We start from the raw sequence: 16,948 nt of genomic DNA on the forward strand, positions 1-16,948 counted from the left end.
ATTATCTAAAAAAATGAGACCTCTGTCTACGCATCCACTATTGAGCGTTTACGAAAGCAAAGCAGGTAGAAGGCAAATAAATGCGTTTATACGGTATTTGGAGAAAAATGCGATCTCGTTAATTGACTACGCTGATATTATTTTGGAATTATGTGAAAATATTTTACAGATAAAACCTGAAGAATTACAAAGGCAATGGGGAATAGAGAGGAATGTTTCAAAGTTAATTATATCTTTATATGATGAAACTACAAATTCAACAATTTCAGGAAAGAAAATTGCTGATAAATGTTTGGAATTATGGGACATAATGTTTGAAAAACAATTAGGATCAGTAAGAGAGATTAGCAGAAAATTAATGGAACGATAGGAAGTCACTGGTGATGTAAAAAAGTTTTTATGTCATCAGCTGCTTATAAACTAAATGCCCAGTTATGAAAAGTTTCATTTGCATAACAAAATGGTTTATAGTAAGTAAATAATATTTTGAAGAAAATAAAAACGTAAAATACGTTGATATTTTTATTACTGAGAGATATAATAATATCACATAGTAATAAAAACGAGAAAACCGTTTTTAAAAGGAGGAGCAGGTGAATGAAAATACTTCGTATTACAGCAGAGGGACTTCCATTGTTTAAGGAAGATCTGGATATTTGTTTTTATGCACAGCAGCGTGTGAGTGAGGATGATAAAAATAATTTATATAATATGATTGAAAATTATTATCTTCATTCAGCATGTGCCTTTATTGGTATTAATGCATCTGGAAAAACATCTGTGCTTAAAGTGGTCAACTTAGCATTAAGCATTATAAAAAATGAGCCTATCAATCATGCGGAAACTAAGAGCATCCTAGGAGGAGCAAAAAAAGCTACAATTTGCACATGCTTTTATGATAAACGTAAGTATGTTTGCTGTCTTGAGACTGAAATTACTGCAAAGAAATCGAAGACAGGAGAATATATGTATTCGATTTTATCTGAAAAATTATGGGAAAAGCCAATTGCTAGCGTTAGATCAAAGAAATATTTGACAGACTTTGCAGGGATGAAACCAACAGCAATCCGAAATCAGGATGAGATATATCTACCAGATGATGTTAGTTTTATTATTGCACATAACAAAAAGGTAAATGATACAGTAGAAGTATTCAGTTTACTTTCTTATACGAATATAAATGTACTACCATTTACGGAGGATATTCCGCTAGAAGTGATTGCTTTTCTTGATCCTACAATTGAGAAACTATGTTTTGAGCAAGTAGAGGGAAAAACTTTTATTCATTTGAAGTTTAAAAATGAAGAAGAAATTATTTTAAATAATGCAGTGGATCTTGAACAATATTTATCCTCAGGTACAATTAAAGGTATTATCACATTTTCAATGGTAAAAGAAGTACTTCAATCAGGTGGATATCTTCTGGTGGATGAGATTGAAAATCATTTCAATAAAGAAATAGTGACGACTTTGGTTCGTTTCTTTATGGACAGCCGCTTTAACCAAAATGGGGGGATCTTGATTTTTACAACACATTATCCAGAGTTGTTAGATGAGTATGACCGAAATGACGGAATATACATTGTAAGGAATCGTAATGGAATTACAGTAGAGAATTTAAGTTATATTTTGACTCGTAATGATATTAAAAGAAGTGACGCTTATCAAAGTGGTTTCCTTGAGGGAACGACGCCTACGTATGAGGCATATATACGTTTGAAAAAAAGTTTGGCTACTTCAATTGATTAAGGAGGTGGCAGAATGAAATTAGCAAAATATAAAGCGTGTATATGTGAAGGATCGGCAGAGGCAGCAATTATTGATATACTAGTTGATAATGGACTTTTGGTTTTTACACGCGAAGAAATGCTCGAAGAGAGTGTTATTCGATGTAGAAGTGCTAAAAATTTTGAAGAGAGATATTTACGTAAAAGCTTTAATAATCAGATTTCTATTATACGAATTTTGGACTCGCGTAGAGAAGATTTTCGTCTGAGCAAAGCTTATGCACACAAAGTAGACGTGATAAATGTAATTACAGCTCCAGAAATAGAAATGCTGATTATTCATAGTGAAGGTAAATATGATGCTTTTAAACGTTCTGGCAAGAAACCGAGTGACTTTTGTAAAACTGATCTTCGTATGCATGATGTAAAGTCATATGATTTTGTGAAGGACTATTTTAGCAATCAGCAGGTTTTGATAAATGCAATAAAAGAATATCGAAGAACCGCAAATGTTCCTAAAGGGGAATACAGCTTATCGGATTTGTTAAAGTAATTTATTGAATCATGAAGAAAGGAAATGCAAACAAAAGATATGAAGACAATACGAGTAGTAGCAGCCGTCATTCGCCAGAATGGAAAGATATTTGCCACGCAGCGCGGTTACGGTGAATGGAAAGATGGATGGGAATTCCCTGGTGGAAAGATAGAAACTGGGGAAACACCAGAGGCAGCATTAAAAAGAGAAATACAGGAAGAACTCGATACTGAGATATTAGTGAAGGAACGCATTGATACGATTGAATACGATTATCCGAATTTCCATTTGTCAATGGATTGCTTTTGGTGTGAAATCGTAAGCGGCAAACTTGAGTTAAAAGAGCACGAAGCGGCAAGGTGGCTGACGAAGGAAGCTCTTGATAGTGTGGATTGGCTTCCAGCGGATCAGGCATTAATAGAGAAAATCAGGTTGATGCTTTGATGTCTGTATAGTAGCTGTTTCATAATAGCTATAATAGCAAATAATGAGAGAGGACATATAGTAGTATATATGGAAAGAGAAAAAAATAGATATCGCGCGTGGTATGAGGGCGATCCGATATTGGAGGAATATCACGACAATGAGTGGTGCAAAGTAAATCATGATGACAATTCTCAGTTTGAGATGCTTTGTCTTGAAGGAGCAAGTGTAGGTTTGTCGTGGAAAACAATTTTGCATAAGAGAGCAAATTATCGCGCTGCATTCCATGATTTTCAAATCGATGCATGCAGTGAAATGACAGATGAAGAACTTGAGAATCTTATGCTGGATTCAGGAATCATACGCAATCGCAGTAAGATATTCAGTGTGCGCAAGAATGCACAGGCAGTAAAAAAAATTCAAGCTCAATACGGATCATTTGACGCGTACTTGTGGCATTTTACTGAGAATAATGTCATAGATGGTCATTGGAAGACGGTAGAGCAGATACCGACAGTTTCAGATGTGTCTCGTAAGATGGCTCTTGACATGAAGAAAAAAGGAATTGCTTTTGTAGGCCCTGTGATTACCTATTCATTCTTACAATCCATAGGGATGGTAAATGATCATCTTGAAGATTGCAAATACAGAGATCGTTGATAGAACATGAAGTATCATAGTTTTGACAGCAATCTGTGGCTGCCGTTCAGTTGGAACACATGAAAGCATATTAAAAGAGCAGATATCTGGTCTTGATAAATTAGGAAATGTAATGGTAATTACAAGAGAGGATGGATCAGGTACACGAAGCACGTTTTCGCAGCTTATAGACTTTGATGAAAAAAATAAAGAAACTGGTGCATCAGATTTAACAAGAACAGATGCTGAAACTGCAGACTCGGCAAGCTTGGTACTTGAGACGGTTGCACAAGAGAAAAATGCAATTGGATATGTTTCAATGGGTGCACTTGATGATGTACAGGGAGTAAAAGTATTGCAGATAGATGGTAAGACATTGAATGCCGAAACCGTACAAAAAAATTCAAACATACTGCGAAAGCAGAGAAAAGAAAGAGGAGAAGAAATATGGGAAGAATATTTTATCTGGATGCTGTGAATGGAAATGATGAAAACAGTGGAATTACGCCGGATGCAGCGCTGAAAAGTCTTGAAGCTGCGAATCAGATTTTATTTGGGGCTGGAGATAAGTTGCTTTTAAAATGTGGTTGTGAGTGGAAAGGAATGCTTTGCCCACACGGGGATGGAGATCGTTTTCAATTTGCACAGATTGGAACATATGGGGATGGAGAAGCACCGTTAATTGATGGAAATGGTGCATATGCAGCGATATTACTGGATGGAGTGAGCTATTGGAAAGTAAAGGGACTTCGTATTTGTAATCATAGCAGCGAAAGATGTGTGCGTCAGGGAATTTGCATTAGTGCAAAGTCAGAGGGAATTACAGCAGGAATCGAAATTTCTGATTGCGAAATCTTTGAGGTAGACGGTGAAAATCGACGGTCAATGCCAGTATACCAGAGCATGTATTGGAATGGGGCTGTGTATGTTACCTTTCCAGGTCGTACATCAGCTCAAGATCATCTTCATGACATCGTTATTAGTAATAACTACATTCACGATGTTAGAACAAGTGGTATACGTGTAAATCAGCAGGAAGATTTTATAAATGATATTCATCATACACATGTAGTTGTGCGTGGAAATAGGATTGAACGAACTGGATCAGATGGAGTTATTGTGGCAAATTGCATATCACCGCTGATTGATAGTAATGTTTGTTTTGATGCAGGAGCACTTGGTACACTTGAAGATACCCAGCTGATAGCTGGTATCTGGGTTTGCGCGACACGGGATGCGCTTATTCAGCGAAATGAAGTGGCACGAACCAGAATGTTTGAAAATGATGGAACTGCGTTTGATACAGACTGGGGAACTGCGGGTACGACAGTTTTTCAGTATAACTATTCGCACGATAATGAAGGGGGATTTTGGCTGGACTGCATGAAGCTTAATCACAATAGAGACTGTGAAAAGACTATTCTGCGTTACAATATCAGTATGAGAGATGGAAGAGGCATTGCCGTATATGATCAGGGCATTTTAACGGAATGGTATGGAAATTTATTTTTCCATGAAAAGCCAATCCAGATTTGTTGTTTTAATGAAGGTGAAAATTTCCATTTTGACCATAATATTTTCTGCATTCCACAAGAGACGGACTGGCAGAAAGCACGTTATGAAGAAAATATTGTAAATGACAGCCAGTGGCTGGAATTAATACAATATGAAACACAGAATCCTAACTGGAGAGATCACGTGACGGAGAAACTTTGCAAATTTGTTGGCGTAACAAGATGAACCACTGACCATAGGAAGGAAAAATAGTTATGATTTTGTACATTGTTCGACATGGTGAGACAGAGTGGAATAAGATGGGAAAAATGCAAGGAAAAACGGATATCAGTCTTTCGGAGGATGGAAGAAAACTTGCACAAAAAACGGCAGATGGATTGAAAAACATAAAGTTTGATTATATTTTCTCCAGTCCATTGGAGCGTGCCTATGAGACAGCATGCATTATCAAAGGGGACCGAGATATAGAAATCGTGAAAGATGAACGATTGATTGAGGTTGGCTTTGGGCTGTACGAAGGAACCGTAGTAGATGAACGTAAAGGAAGCTTTGCACTTTTCTTTGATGATCCACAGAATTATGTAGCAGAGAAAGGGGCAGAGTCATATGAGTCATTGTTGGCAAGAACAAAGGCGTTTATTGAAAATGTACTTTTTCCAATTGAAGAAAATAAACCAGATGCAACAGTTCTAATATCTGGTCATGGCGCATTGAACAAAGCACTTTTTCTGAATTTGCTTCATAAACAGTTAAAGGATTTCTGGAGTGGTGTATATCAGGGAAATTGTGCGGTAAACAAGTTTGAAATTAAAAACGGAAATGTGAGCTTAATCGAGGAGGCGAAATACTACTGATCGACTGAAAGAGAATGGCTTTGTGGGGAATGGAGCAAATAGAAATGGCAGATGACATAATTATATTTCCAGAGTTCGATAAGATAAAAAACGAAATTGAAAGACTTCGTATCGAACTGTCAATGCTTTTATTGGAACGCGACGAACTTCAATTTGTGATTTGCAGGAATATAGAAGCAAAATATACGTTAGAATTTGGAAGTATTGAATATCGGGCGTATGAAGCGCAGTGTACAGCACTGCGTTTGAAACGAAAAATTGAATTGATTCAGGCAAAAAGAAATCGGCAGGAACCGGTCAGTATTGTAGCAATAGAAGAAATACTTGATCAGGAATTTGCCTCATATCAAAAGCAGCTTGATGAACGAATCAGTAAAATGAATGAGGCGTTACAATGGAAGGAATCGGATGCTTTGTCAGAATCGGATAGCAAGGAATTGAAAATGCTATATCGTAAGTTGGTTAAAATCCTACATTCTGATATGAATCCAGAGAGAACAGACGCTCAAAGAGAATTGTTTGAGCATGCAGTAACAGCCTATAAAAATGGAGATTTGGCAACATTAAGGATGATCGATGCAATGGTTGGAAGCGAAACACTTGTAAAACAGTCGGGTGATACAATTGAGCAGCTTAACGAGGAAAAAAGACGTCTACAGAATTTATTGAAAAAAATACAGGAAAGTATTGCTCAGATAAAAACAAGATATCCATATACAATGAAGGAAATTTTGGAGGATGAGGAGAAAACAGAGCAGCTGCGTCAGCAATATGAGGAGATTTTGGGCCAATATGAAGAACGTATTTTATTCTACAGAATAAAAATTGAGGAAATGATGGGGGAATCGCATGAATAACTTGATTGAATTAGGGGGAGATGGACTGCTTGCGTTATTTCATGGAAAGAACGGAGAGTCCTTGATTCCAAAGCCGTTTGAGAGAGACATTTTTCTTTTAGATACTCATGTGGCAGGAACAACTTATATTGAGGGAATTGATGAACTGGAGCCTTATTTAAAAAGTGGTGACAGATTGAATCTTTTTCGAGAACCAGATAATCCATATGATGAGTTTGCAATTCTTATTAAAACAATGGATGGAGTAAAGATTGGATATATCCCTCAAAAAGATAATATCATATTTGCACGCTTGATGGATGCAGGAAAGCTTCTTTTTGGAAAAATTACGGAAAAAGAAAAGAAGGGAAATTGGCTGCGAATTAAGATTCAAGTTTTTATGCATGAATAATGTGTGGTGTATTTGATAGTCACTAGGATCAGGGAAAACGATTTTTTATCTGACCATAGTGGATATTTTGTTGCTACGTTTTCGCTAAAAACGAAAAACAAAACGAAATTTAAATTGATTAATTTCGCTTTATATGAAATTTCTGCTATCAAATTGCGTTGACAAACTGTTTTTTAGGCGATATGCTTAGAAAAAAGCAAAGGAGATTTTATGGAGTATACTCAGTATAAGAAACTTGCCAATGTAACGCTTGGAAAACAGAAAGCAGATTTAGTTTTAAAGAATTTAAAGTTAGTGGACGTGTTTACTGGTGAAATTGTAGAATCAAATGTGGCAGTCAAAGATGGTTTGATTGCCGGTGTGTCGAGAAGCTATCGTGGGAAAAAGGAGATTGATCTGGGTGGTCGGTATCTGGCTCCGGGCTACATTGATGCACATCTGCACTTAGAGTCCACGATGGTGACACCAAATGAACTCGTTTGCACGGCTGCAAAGCATGGAACGACGACGTTTATTGTCGACCCGCACGAAGCAGCAAATGTGAGCGGCGCGGCTGGCATTGATTACATTTTGAATCAGACAGAAAAATCACCGGCAAACGTCTATGTAATGATGCCATCTTGTGTGCCATCGACGAGTGTGGATGACAATGGATGTGTATTTTCCGCAAACGACATGTATCCGTATGTGAGAAACCCAAGAGTGTTGGGCTTAGGAGAGGTAATGGATGATCCGGCTGTTATTCATGCAGAGGAGAGCATGTTTGTAAAGATGAATCTCTTTGAGAACAGAACAATTGACGGACATGCACCGTATTTGCCGAACAAGGAGTTGAGCGCGTATAAGATGGCTGGCGTGGATACCGACCATGAAGCGACAACCTTTGAATATGCATTGGAGGAGGTGCGCAGGGGACTGCATGTCCACATCCGTGAAGGAAGTGCGGCACATAATCTGAAGGATATCGTAGAGGGAATTGTACGAACTGGAATTGACACGGAATATTTTTCTTTCTGCACAGATGACAAACATATTGAAGATATTTTAAGAGATGGTCACATTGACTATAGCGTAAAAATGGCGGTAAAGCTTGGACTTGATCCGATTCGTGCTATTAAAATGGCAACGATCAATACTGCAAAGTGTTATGGATTAAAGCATTTGGGTGCAATTTCACCGGGATTTCAGGCGGATTTTGTGGTACTTGATAATTTGACAGATTTAAATGTGACAGACGTATTTTATAAAGGAAAACGATTGAACGAGGATGCACCGATTCGTGTGCGTCCTTGCAGCCACGTGTTAAAGCATACCGTTCATCTGGATAAAGTCAAGGCAGAGCGATTTCTTTTGCCAATTTCAAAGAAAAAGACGCATGTGATTGAAATTCATGCAGGACAGATCACGACGACCGATTTGACGATTTCACTTCCTCCTACATTAAACTTTGAACCATTCGGCGGATATTCAAAAATTGCAGCGGTTGAGCGGCATCACAATACAGGTAAGATCGGCGTTGCCGTGGCAAAAGGGTATGGAATCAGAAATGGCGCGGTGGCATCATCCGTGTCACATGACTCGCACAATATTATTGTAATCGGAGATAATGATGTGGATATGGCGATTGCAGTCAATGAGATTATACGAACCCAGGGTGGTTATACAGTGGTGGAAAATGGAAAGGTATATGAGACATTAGCGCTGCCGATTATGGGCTTGATGAGCGATGCTGGCTTTGAAAATGTGAATGAAGCATTGCAGCGAATGATTCAAAAAGCGCATCAAATGGGTGTTGCCTCTCAGATTGATCCATTTGTAACACTTTCATTTCTGGCACTTCCAGTAATTCCAGAGCTTCGGATTACACCGAGAGGAATTTGTAAGATGACAGCAAAAGGCCCCGCTATTTTATCGTAAGCTGAGCAGAACGAATATCCCAATGGAACAGAACCGGTAACGGAAAGGAGCATCATATATGAATAAAAAAATATGGGATTTGTATGCACCGATTTATGAGAAGGCAATGCGTATGGATCAGAAATATTATGCGTATATGTATAAGCGCATTTCAAGACGAGTAGTGGATAAAGAAGTGTTGGAAATTGCAACTGGTCCGGGACTTTTGGCGAAGCATGTAGCGCAGGTATCGAAGCGAATGATCGCGACGGATTACTCAGAAGGGATGATTTGCGAGGCATTAAAGGGAAACTATCCCAAACAGCTGAAATTTGAAGTGGCAGATGCGACGTGTCTGCCGTATGAGAACAACTCATTTGATGTGGTCATAATTGCCAATGCGCTCCATGTGATGCCAGAACCGCAAAAGGCGCTGAAAGAAATTGATCGTGTGCTCAAAGATGGAGGCTTGCTGATTGCACCGAATTTTGTGGGACATAAGAAGGGTGTTATCAGCCGCATTTGGTCAGGAATTTTGAAAATTGCAGGAATTCGCTTTGAACATCAATGGACATCAGAGGAATATCTTCGATGGTTGGAATTTCATGGTTGGCGTGTGCGGTTTTCAAAAGAGTTGGGAGCGCGCATTCCGCTTGTGTATACAGAATGTGTACGGAAGTAATATGTGAAAGTAATATGTATATGTATAGATAATAATAAGCATAAAGAATGTGTGAACGCATAGGAAAGGAGAACAAAAATTATGATGGAATATACCAACAAATATTGGAACATGCTTATGCCGTTTATCAAAAAGAGCTTAAATAAGCGCTATGGAAAAGCATATACGAAAGCGTTGATTCCAAAAGCAGATGCAGAATATCGAGATATGTTAAATCGCTCAGATGATATTGGAAGGGACAATCCGATGGCGTCCAACACATATGAATGTCTGGTCTTCTTGGCAATATGGAAAGCTGCTGATGGAAAAATTTCAGTAGAAGATCTGCGTGCGATTTCAAAAGATGTGCTGTCCGCTCCGATCATGAAGGTAATGGGCATTTTGATCAATGCCAATAAGGCGAGCGGTATAAAACGAATTCAAAAAATGATGGAAAGAGATGCGAAGTGGCTGGACGAGCATCCGCAGTATAAAAAATATTCGTGGGATTTCCATTTCGATGAAAAGAAACACAAGGATGGCTTCTACTATTATTTTACACAGTGTCCATTGAATACATTTGCAAGAAGAGAGGGCTATCTGGAGGTATTGCCGGTTATGTGCGATATTGACCATATAACAGCTTCCCTGATGCATGCAAAATTAAATAGAAAATACACATTGGCAAGCGGCGGAAAGGTTTGTGATTATTGGTTTGTCGGTGATAAGATGAAAAATCCAAAATAAAAATTAAAGTAAAATGAAGTAAGGCAAAAGAAAGTGAAACAAAGTAAGTAAAATAAGGTAAAGTAAGGTAAACGTTCAATATGATTAAGGAATATGGGATCAAAGATTGGAATTCATTTATTCAGACGATTAATGGTTTGACATGGTCTCTTGCAAGAGAACTTGGACCAAGCAATATCCGTGTGAATGCAGTTGCACCTGGTATCACAAAAACTGATATGGTTGCCGCTTTGCCAGAGCAGGTGATTGCACCACTGATTAAGATGATTCCGCTTAAATTATTTTAGCCGCTGGGATAGCCCTAGCGGCTAATTTTGTTTGACAAAAATGAAAATATAGTACATTGAATAAATTCGATTTCTGGAATATACTTACAGCAGAATACTTGTAAAAATGCAGATAAAAGTCAGTTAAAATCAATAATAAAAGGAGGACATAAAAATGATTTTACAGTTAAATGAGCTGCGTGATAAGCTGGCTGGATGTTGGACCGGAAAAAATGTAGGAGGTGTGCTTGGAGCACCGTTTGAGTGCAAACGAATGATTCCAAATGTAGATTTTTATGTACAGGATCTTACTCAGGGACCGCCGGCAAATGATGACCTAGATTTACAGATTGTGTGGCTGGCTGCTGTTGAGCGGTATGGAAGAAATGTAAATGCGTCAATTCTCGGTGAGTATTGGCTGTCCTTTGTTATTCCAAACTGGGTTGAGTATGGAACCGGGAAAACAAATCTTCGTGCAGGTTTAGTTCCGCCATTGAGTGGTGATGTAGATAATACTTATAAGAACAGCAATGGCTGTTGGATTCGTTCAGAGCTGTGGGCTTGTCTTGCACCGGGACATCCTGAAATAGCAACGCGCTATGCATTTGAGGATGCAATTGTAGATCATGCTGATGAGGGAATGTATGCAGAAATTTTTACATCAGCAATACAAAGTGCAGCGTTTGTGGAGAATGATAGAGAGAAGCTTGTTGAAATAGGTCTTTCATATCTTCCAGAGAACTGTATAACTGCGCAGACAATACGAAAGGCAGTTGACTGCTATCATTCAGGCGTTGATTTCATTGAGGCTAGAAAACTGATTCATAATACAGCACCTGGAACATTTGGCATTCAGGGAATCGCGATTAGTGAAATTCCGACAGAGAATAATGAGGGAATGGAATTGGGTGCAGCTGGTTTTGACGCACCGGAGAATGTGGCATTTGTTGTGCTCGGTCTTTTGTATGGAGAAGGCGATTTTGGAAAGAGTCTTATTTTGGCAAATAATTGTGGCGAGGATACTGACTGCACATGTGCAACGTTAGGCGCACTTTTAGGTATTATGAATGGCGCATCGAAACTTCCAAAGAAATGGACTGATCCGCTGAATGATAAAATTGTTACTATGTGTATAAATAAAACAGGTGGCGGCATTTGGGTGCCAGAAACAGCAACTCAGCTTGCAGAGCGTATTTTGAGAGATATTCCAGGATTTCTTGGACAGGATCTTTGTGATGTATTTGCAGAGGGCGGTATGAAAATTGAGTGCTGTGAAAAAGAAGCACTGTTTTGCAAGAAAATAGATGACTATCTTCCATATATTAATTTAAGCGGCAGAATGTATGAGACACCTTTAAATGAGCTTTGTGCGCAGCCATATGTAGCAAGATATCAATTTACAGCATTTCAGGTTTTGATTGATTATGAGGGATCAGCTTTCTTTAAAAAAGGAGAAAATCGCAAATTTAAAGTAAAAGTGATCAACTCAAATACAATGAGAGAACAGCAGTGGGTTAAAATAAAGCTGTATTTGCCAGACGGTGTCACAGCAGTTGGCGTATCAGAAGTGGAAATGCCATTAAATAATCTTTATCTTTCTTGTGCGGAAAAGGAATTTGAGTTAAATACAGAATCATTTATGTCTGGAAGGCTGGAGCTGATTGTAGATGTATCACTTAATGGAAGGCATTCAAGTGGACCTGTAAAAATGGTATTGCTTGGACAGTAAGTGAAATGCTAGTTAATGCAATAAAGGGAGTCGTAAAAACATGGAAGAAAAAGATAGACAAAATTCATTTTGGAATGCCAAGCTTCCGATTGAAGAGAGATTAGACTGGCTTTTAGCCAATATGACACTGGAAGAAAAGATAACATGCATGGCTTCAACTATGCCTGCGCTGCCGCGTTTTGGAATTGATATGAGTTATGTAGGCGGTGAGGCTGCTCACGGTGTTGAGGCTAGAAATGATCAGAATGGGCGAAATATACCTGAGCCAACTACTTCATTTCCACAGCCAATTGGCATGAGTGCCAGCTGGGATACAGAGCTTATAAAGAAGGCGGGAGAAGTCACTGGAACAGAGGCAAGAGTACTGTGGCATCGTCATCCGGCTGGTGGACTAAGCCGTTGGGCACCGACTGTTGATCTGGAGAGAGATCCGCGCTGGGGACGAAATGAGGAAGGTTATGGAGAGGATCCTGTGCTGACAGGAGCAATGGCAGGAGCATACATAGAGGGTATGCAGGGTGATGACCCTAACTATTTGCGTATTGCGGCAACGCTGAAACATTTTTATGCGAATAACACAGAACGTGGCAGAGGCTGGAAAAATGCGTCTATTGATCCAAGAAATATGTATGAGCTTTATCTTGAACCATTTAGGCGCTGCATCAAAGAGCATGGTGCTGAGGCAGTTATGACGGCCTACAATAAAATCAATGGTATTCCGGGAATGTTAAATCCGCAGGTGAAATCTATTTTAAAGAAGCAATATGGTTTAAAGCATGCAGTGTGCGATGGTGGTGCAATGGAGCTTGTTAGAAATCTGCATCACTATTTTGGAACACACGCACAGTCACTTGCCGCATCTGTAAAGGCTGGCGTTGATGCAATGTCCGATCCTATGCCGGTTGTAGAGGAAGCAGCTCGTGAAGCATTAGAATATGGTCTTTTGTCTGAAGATGAAATGGATGAAGCTATTCGCAATGTATTTCGTACAAAATTAAAGCTAGGTATGTTTGATGATATAGTACAAAATCCGTATGACAGAGTTACAGAAAAAGATCTATGCAGCAACCAGGCACAGAAAGTTTGTCTGGAGCTGACAAAAAAATCAATTGTTCTTCTTAAAAATGAAGATAATCGTTTGCCACTGTCAGAAACTCTTCATAAAGATCCAGTTTTAGTTGGACCGCTTTGTGATGCCTGGTATCAGGACTGGTACGGTGGTGAGCCACATCATAAGAGTACGCTAAAAGAAGGCCTAGAGAAGCTTTTGAATACGAAAATTCGCTGTGTGGATGGCTGGGATCGCATAACGCTTCGTGCTGGTGATCAGTATGTGGCAGTTCAGGAAGATGGCACGCTTTGTCTGTCAGATAAGGCAGATCTGTTTGTGAAAGAGGATTGGGGCGATGGACGTATAAATCTTAGATGTGAGCGTACAGGAAAGTATGTGACAACTATTTCAAAGGGGCGCCGTCAAAGCGAAGAGGAGGACGGCGCACTGGTGGCAGTGAAGGATGCTGCGTTTGACTGGTTTGTCACGGCGATTTTTCATATCATTCCTGCAGAGAATGGAGCAGTACGACTTACTAACCGTTTTGATCAGCCAATTCAGATTAGCAAGGATAAAAAACTTTATTCTGCACTGACTGGAGAGGGAAGCAGCTTTTTAATGGAGACTGTCGTAGATGGCTTTGAAGAAGTACAGCGTCTTATGCAGTGTGCAAAGACAGTAATTCTTGCACTTGGCTGTCATCCTATGGTTAATGCAAAGGAAGAAATTGACCGCACAACACTTGCATTGCCGCCGCATCAGGAGAAACTGGCAAAAATGATCTGTAAAATAAAGCCAGATGCTATTTGCGTTTTATTCTCCAATTATCCGTACACGATTCATTCTGTACAGAATACGCTTCCAGCGATTGTATGGAGCGCGACAGGAAGCCAGGATATGGGAACAGCAATGGCTCAGACATTATATGGTAAAAATGCACCAGCTGGGCGATTGAATATGACATGGTATAACAGCGATGATGATTTGCCTGATATTGATGATTATGATATTATTCGGGGAAAGAGGACATATCGCTATTTTGACAAAGAGGTGCTGTATCCGTTTGGTCATGGACTGACTTATACAAAGTTTTTGTATTCAAACCTCTCAGTTTATATGTCAGATCCAGCACATATAGAAGTGGCATTTGATGTTAAAAATACGGGAAAACAGACTAGCGATGAAGTTATTCAGATTTATGCATCAGCGCCAAAATCTCGTGTTCCAAAGCCTCGCCGCCAGCTTCTTGCATTTGAACGACTTCATGATATTGCGCCAGATGAAGTAAGGCATGTTATAAAGCGTATTTCTACAAACGAGCTTCGTTTTTATGACTGTATCAGTGGAAGTTTCTTAGTAGAGGAAGGAAATTATATGATTTTTGTGGGTCCATCAAGCAAAGAGACACCACTTTATGATACTATTTTCCTTGCTGGTGAAAAAACTAAAACACGAGTATTGACAAAGCGTATCAGAGCAGATCATTTTGACGAATATGAGAATATTGAACTGACACAGGGAATCATGACATTTACAGCAGCAACAGCAAAAGATAAAGAAAAGCCAGCGCTGCTGCAATGGCGTGACTGTCAGGCAATGGAGGCGAGCGAAGTCCATTTTCTGGCAAAGAGCGCAAAGGGCGGCAGTATCGAACTATGTGTGAATGGAAAAAGAGCAGCATTTTGGAGCGGTGATACGCGCCTGTATGAGCCAACACCAATGTTTGAATTGGATAACAATGCAAAAAAAGAGAGAGAAGAACAGCAAAAGATTTGTGAGCCAATCTATTCAGATATCACAGTGCCGTTTGAACAGATTGGATCAATTAAGCAAGAAAGTCAGACAGTAAGTATACAAATGACAGGCGACATCAGCTTGTGCTGCTTTTGGCTTAGGTAAGTCTTTTGGCTTGACTTTACTATTTAAGTAGGCTAAGATACTAATAAAGTAATTTATACACATATATTTGTCGGAGGTAAACAATGAAAAAATTACGCATTTTATTTATCGGAAACAGTCATACCTATTACAATGATATGCCAAATATGGTGGCAGAAAAATCCAGAAAAGAAGGATATGATTGTGAGGTAACGATGATTGCTCACGGAGGATGGTTTTTGGAGCAGCATGTTCAGGAGCCAGATGTGAGATTTAACATTTTATATGGTCACTATGATTATGTTGTACTTCAGGAGCACTCACATCCATTTGGACCAGAGGAAAAATTGTTTGATGCAGTTAGACAGCTGAATACATGGATTCGCGAGGCAAATGCAAAGCCGCTTGTGTATATGACATGGGCAAAGAAGGATGAGCCAGATCAACAGGCGCGCATGACAAAAGCATTTCGACAGGCTGCAGAAGAGGCAAATGCGCTTTTAGCACCAGTCGGAGAGCTGTGGTGGGAGTATCGTAAAAATCATCCGGAAGTGGAAATGTATGCAGAAGATAATGCTCATGCATCAAGAGAAGGCTCAGAATTTGCAGCTGACTGCATCTGGAATACGATTAAAGAATCGTTATCATAAGAGATACTGGGGATAGGGAGAACATATGGATAAAAAGATGAAGGTTGCAGTTGTCGGATGTGGTGCGATTAGCGACATTTATTTGACAAACATGATTGAGCGTTTTGATAATCTTGAAGTAGTGGCCTGCTGCGCAGCGCATTTTGAGCATGCACAGAAAAAGGCACAGAAGTATGGAATTAAGGCATGTACATATGAAGAAATTTTATCGGATGATGCGATTGAAATGGTTGTAATTTTAACACCAGCACCAACACATGAGGAACTGATTCGCAGAGCAATCGAGGCAGGAAAGCATGTCTATACAGAGAAAACAATGACGCTTTCTCATCATACAGCAGAAAAGTTAGTGTCAGAAGCACAAAAAAAAGGATTGTATATCGGATCGGCGCCAGATACTTTTTTGGGAGCAGCATTGCAGACAGCTAGAAAAGCGTTGGATGATGGTTTAATCGGAGAAATTACCTCATTTGATGCGTGTGCAAATCGTGATATTGACCTTTTGGCAAGCCTATTTGGATTCTTACGTATGCCTGGAGGCGGTATTGGGTATGATTTCGGTGTGTATTACCTGACAGCACTTGTTAGCTTATTTGGTCCTGTAAATAAGGTTGTGGCTTCTGTGCGCAATCTGGCACGCAGTCGTGTCAATGTTCTTCCAGATAGTCCTTCATTTGGACAGGAGTTTGCCTACGAGAATGAAAGTCAGATATTTACGATTCTTGAGATGGAAAATGGTGTTACAGGAACATTCAGTGTAAATGGAGACAGTATAATAAATGATCAGGCAAATTTTACCATTTATGGAAAAAAGGGCATTATAAAGATTCCAGATCCAAACAATTTTGGAGGAAATGTAGTTTATATTCCTGCACAGAATGGCTTTGGGAAAAATATGGAGCCTCAAATCTTAGACTATGGTTTTCCATATGGCGAAAATAGCAGAGGACTTGGTCCTTCAGAAATGGCGGATGCAATCATTAAAGGAAGAAAACATCGTGCCAATGCACAGATGGCATGTCACGTATTAGAAGTAATTGATTGTATTATGGAAAGTGGTAAAAAAGGAGCGTTTGTAACAGTGACGTCTTCTTGTGAACGGCCAGAAAAGATGAATTAAAAAATAAAA

The 16,948-nt window shown here is 39.2% G+C and carries 17 protein-coding genes and 1 pseudogene; all 18 read left to right on the forward strand.

The genetic code is table 11. From position 1 onward, the window contains the following. Nucleotides 1-370 (forward strand): hypothetical protein (locus WJP93_RS00835; RefSeq protein WP_337546314.1); only part of this gene is annotated, 370 nt, incomplete at its 5' end. A 227-nt stretch (nucleotides 371-597) separates the two neighbouring features. Beyond that, the gene (locus tag WJP93_RS00840) at nucleotides 598-1,749 is read left to right on the forward strand and encodes an AAA family ATPase (RefSeq protein WP_337546316.1); all 1,152 of its coding nucleotides are present in this window, start codon (nucleotides 598-600) and stop codon (nucleotides 1,747-1,749) included. A 12-nt stretch (nucleotides 1,750-1,761) separates the two neighbouring features. Continuing rightward, nucleotides 1,762-2,280, forward strand: coding sequence for a hypothetical protein (locus tag WJP93_RS00845; RefSeq protein ID WP_337546317.1), 519 nt, complete (start codon nucleotides 1,762-1,764; stop codon nucleotides 2,278-2,280). 39 nt (nucleotides 2,281-2,319) lie between these two features. Continuing rightward, nucleotides 2,320-2,706: a (deoxy)nucleoside triphosphate pyrophosphohydrolase gene (locus WJP93_RS00850; RefSeq protein WP_337546318.1), complete on the forward strand. Its 387-nt coding sequence runs from the start codon at nucleotides 2,320-2,322 to the stop codon at nucleotides 2,704-2,706. A gap of 69 nt (nucleotides 2,707-2,775) precedes the next feature. Then, entirely contained in the window at nucleotides 2,776-3,345 is a 570-nt protein-coding gene (locus WJP93_RS00855) for a DNA-3-methyladenine glycosylase I (protein WP_337546320.1), read from the forward strand. 22 nt (nucleotides 3,346-3,367) lie between these two features. Next, nucleotides 3,368-3,802, forward strand: coding sequence for a substrate-binding domain-containing protein (locus tag WJP93_RS00860; protein WP_337546322.1), 435 nt, complete (start codon nucleotides 3,368-3,370; stop codon nucleotides 3,800-3,802). After that, nucleotides 3,772-5,064, forward strand: a complete 1,293-nt coding sequence (locus tag WJP93_RS00865) for a right-handed parallel beta-helix repeat-containing protein (protein ID WP_337546323.1) — start codon at nucleotides 3,772-3,774, stop codon at nucleotides 5,062-5,064. Before WJP93_RS00860 ends, WJP93_RS00865 begins: the two co-directional genes overlap by 31 nt. A gap of 29 nt (nucleotides 5,065-5,093) precedes the next feature. Then, the gene (locus tag WJP93_RS00870; RefSeq protein ID WP_337546324.1) at nucleotides 5,094-5,693 is read left to right on the forward strand and encodes a histidine phosphatase family protein; all 600 of its coding nucleotides are present in this window, start codon (nucleotides 5,094-5,096) and stop codon (nucleotides 5,691-5,693) included. Nucleotides 5,694-5,722: 29 nt separating this feature from the next. Continuing rightward, a complete protein-coding gene (locus tag WJP93_RS00875) occupies nucleotides 5,723-6,550 on the forward strand; it encodes a hypothetical protein (RefSeq protein WP_337546325.1) in 828 nt (275 codons plus the stop codon). After that, entirely contained in the window at nucleotides 6,543-6,941 is a 399-nt protein-coding gene (locus WJP93_RS00880) for an HIRAN domain-containing protein (protein WP_227102485.1), read from the forward strand. The genes WJP93_RS00875 and WJP93_RS00880 overlap by 8 nt, the downstream gene beginning before the upstream one ends. 210 nt (nucleotides 6,942-7,151) lie before the next feature. Beyond that, a complete protein-coding gene (gene ade, locus WJP93_RS00885) occupies nucleotides 7,152-8,858 on the forward strand; it encodes an adenine deaminase (RefSeq protein ID WP_337546326.1) in 1,707 nt (568 codons plus the stop codon). A gap of 58 nt (nucleotides 8,859-8,916) precedes the next feature. Next, entirely contained in the window at nucleotides 8,917-9,519 is a 603-nt protein-coding gene (locus tag WJP93_RS00890) for a class I SAM-dependent methyltransferase (RefSeq protein WP_227102022.1), read from the forward strand. 81 nt (nucleotides 9,520-9,600) lie between these two features. Then, entirely contained in the window at nucleotides 9,601-10,245 is a 645-nt protein-coding gene (locus tag WJP93_RS00895) for an L-2-amino-thiazoline-4-carboxylic acid hydrolase (RefSeq protein WP_227102023.1), read from the forward strand. A gap of 128 nt (nucleotides 10,246-10,373) precedes the next feature. Beyond that, a pseudogene (locus WJP93_RS00900) lies at nucleotides 10,374-10,523 on the forward strand (SDR family oxidoreductase); the annotation flags it as partial. Nucleotides 10,524-10,686: 163 nt separating this feature from the next. Then, nucleotides 10,687-12,240 (forward strand): ADP-ribosylglycohydrolase family protein, encoded by a 1,554-nt coding sequence (locus tag WJP93_RS00905; protein WP_337546327.1) that lies wholly within the window; start codon nucleotides 10,687-10,689, stop codon nucleotides 12,238-12,240. Nucleotides 12,241-12,280: 40 nt separating this feature from the next. Further along, nucleotides 12,281-15,190 (forward strand): glycoside hydrolase family 3 N-terminal domain-containing protein, encoded by a 2,910-nt coding sequence (locus WJP93_RS00910; protein WP_262535776.1) that lies wholly within the window; start codon nucleotides 12,281-12,283, stop codon nucleotides 15,188-15,190. An 83-nt stretch (nucleotides 15,191-15,273) separates the two neighbouring features. Next, nucleotides 15,274-15,819, forward strand: coding sequence for a hypothetical protein (locus WJP93_RS00915; RefSeq protein WP_262535777.1), 546 nt, complete (start codon nucleotides 15,274-15,276; stop codon nucleotides 15,817-15,819). Nucleotides 15,820-15,844: 25 nt separating this feature from the next. After that, nucleotides 15,845-16,939 (forward strand): Gfo/Idh/MocA family oxidoreductase, encoded by a 1,095-nt coding sequence (locus WJP93_RS00920; protein WP_262535778.1) that lies wholly within the window; start codon nucleotides 15,845-15,847, stop codon nucleotides 16,937-16,939. The last annotated feature ends 9 nt before the right edge of the window (nucleotides 16,940-16,948 follow it).

This window comes from Anthropogastromicrobium sp. (assembly GCF_037349415.1).
GTDB lineage: Bacteria > Bacillota > Clostridia > Lachnospirales > Lachnospiraceae > Anthropogastromicrobium > Anthropogastromicrobium aceti.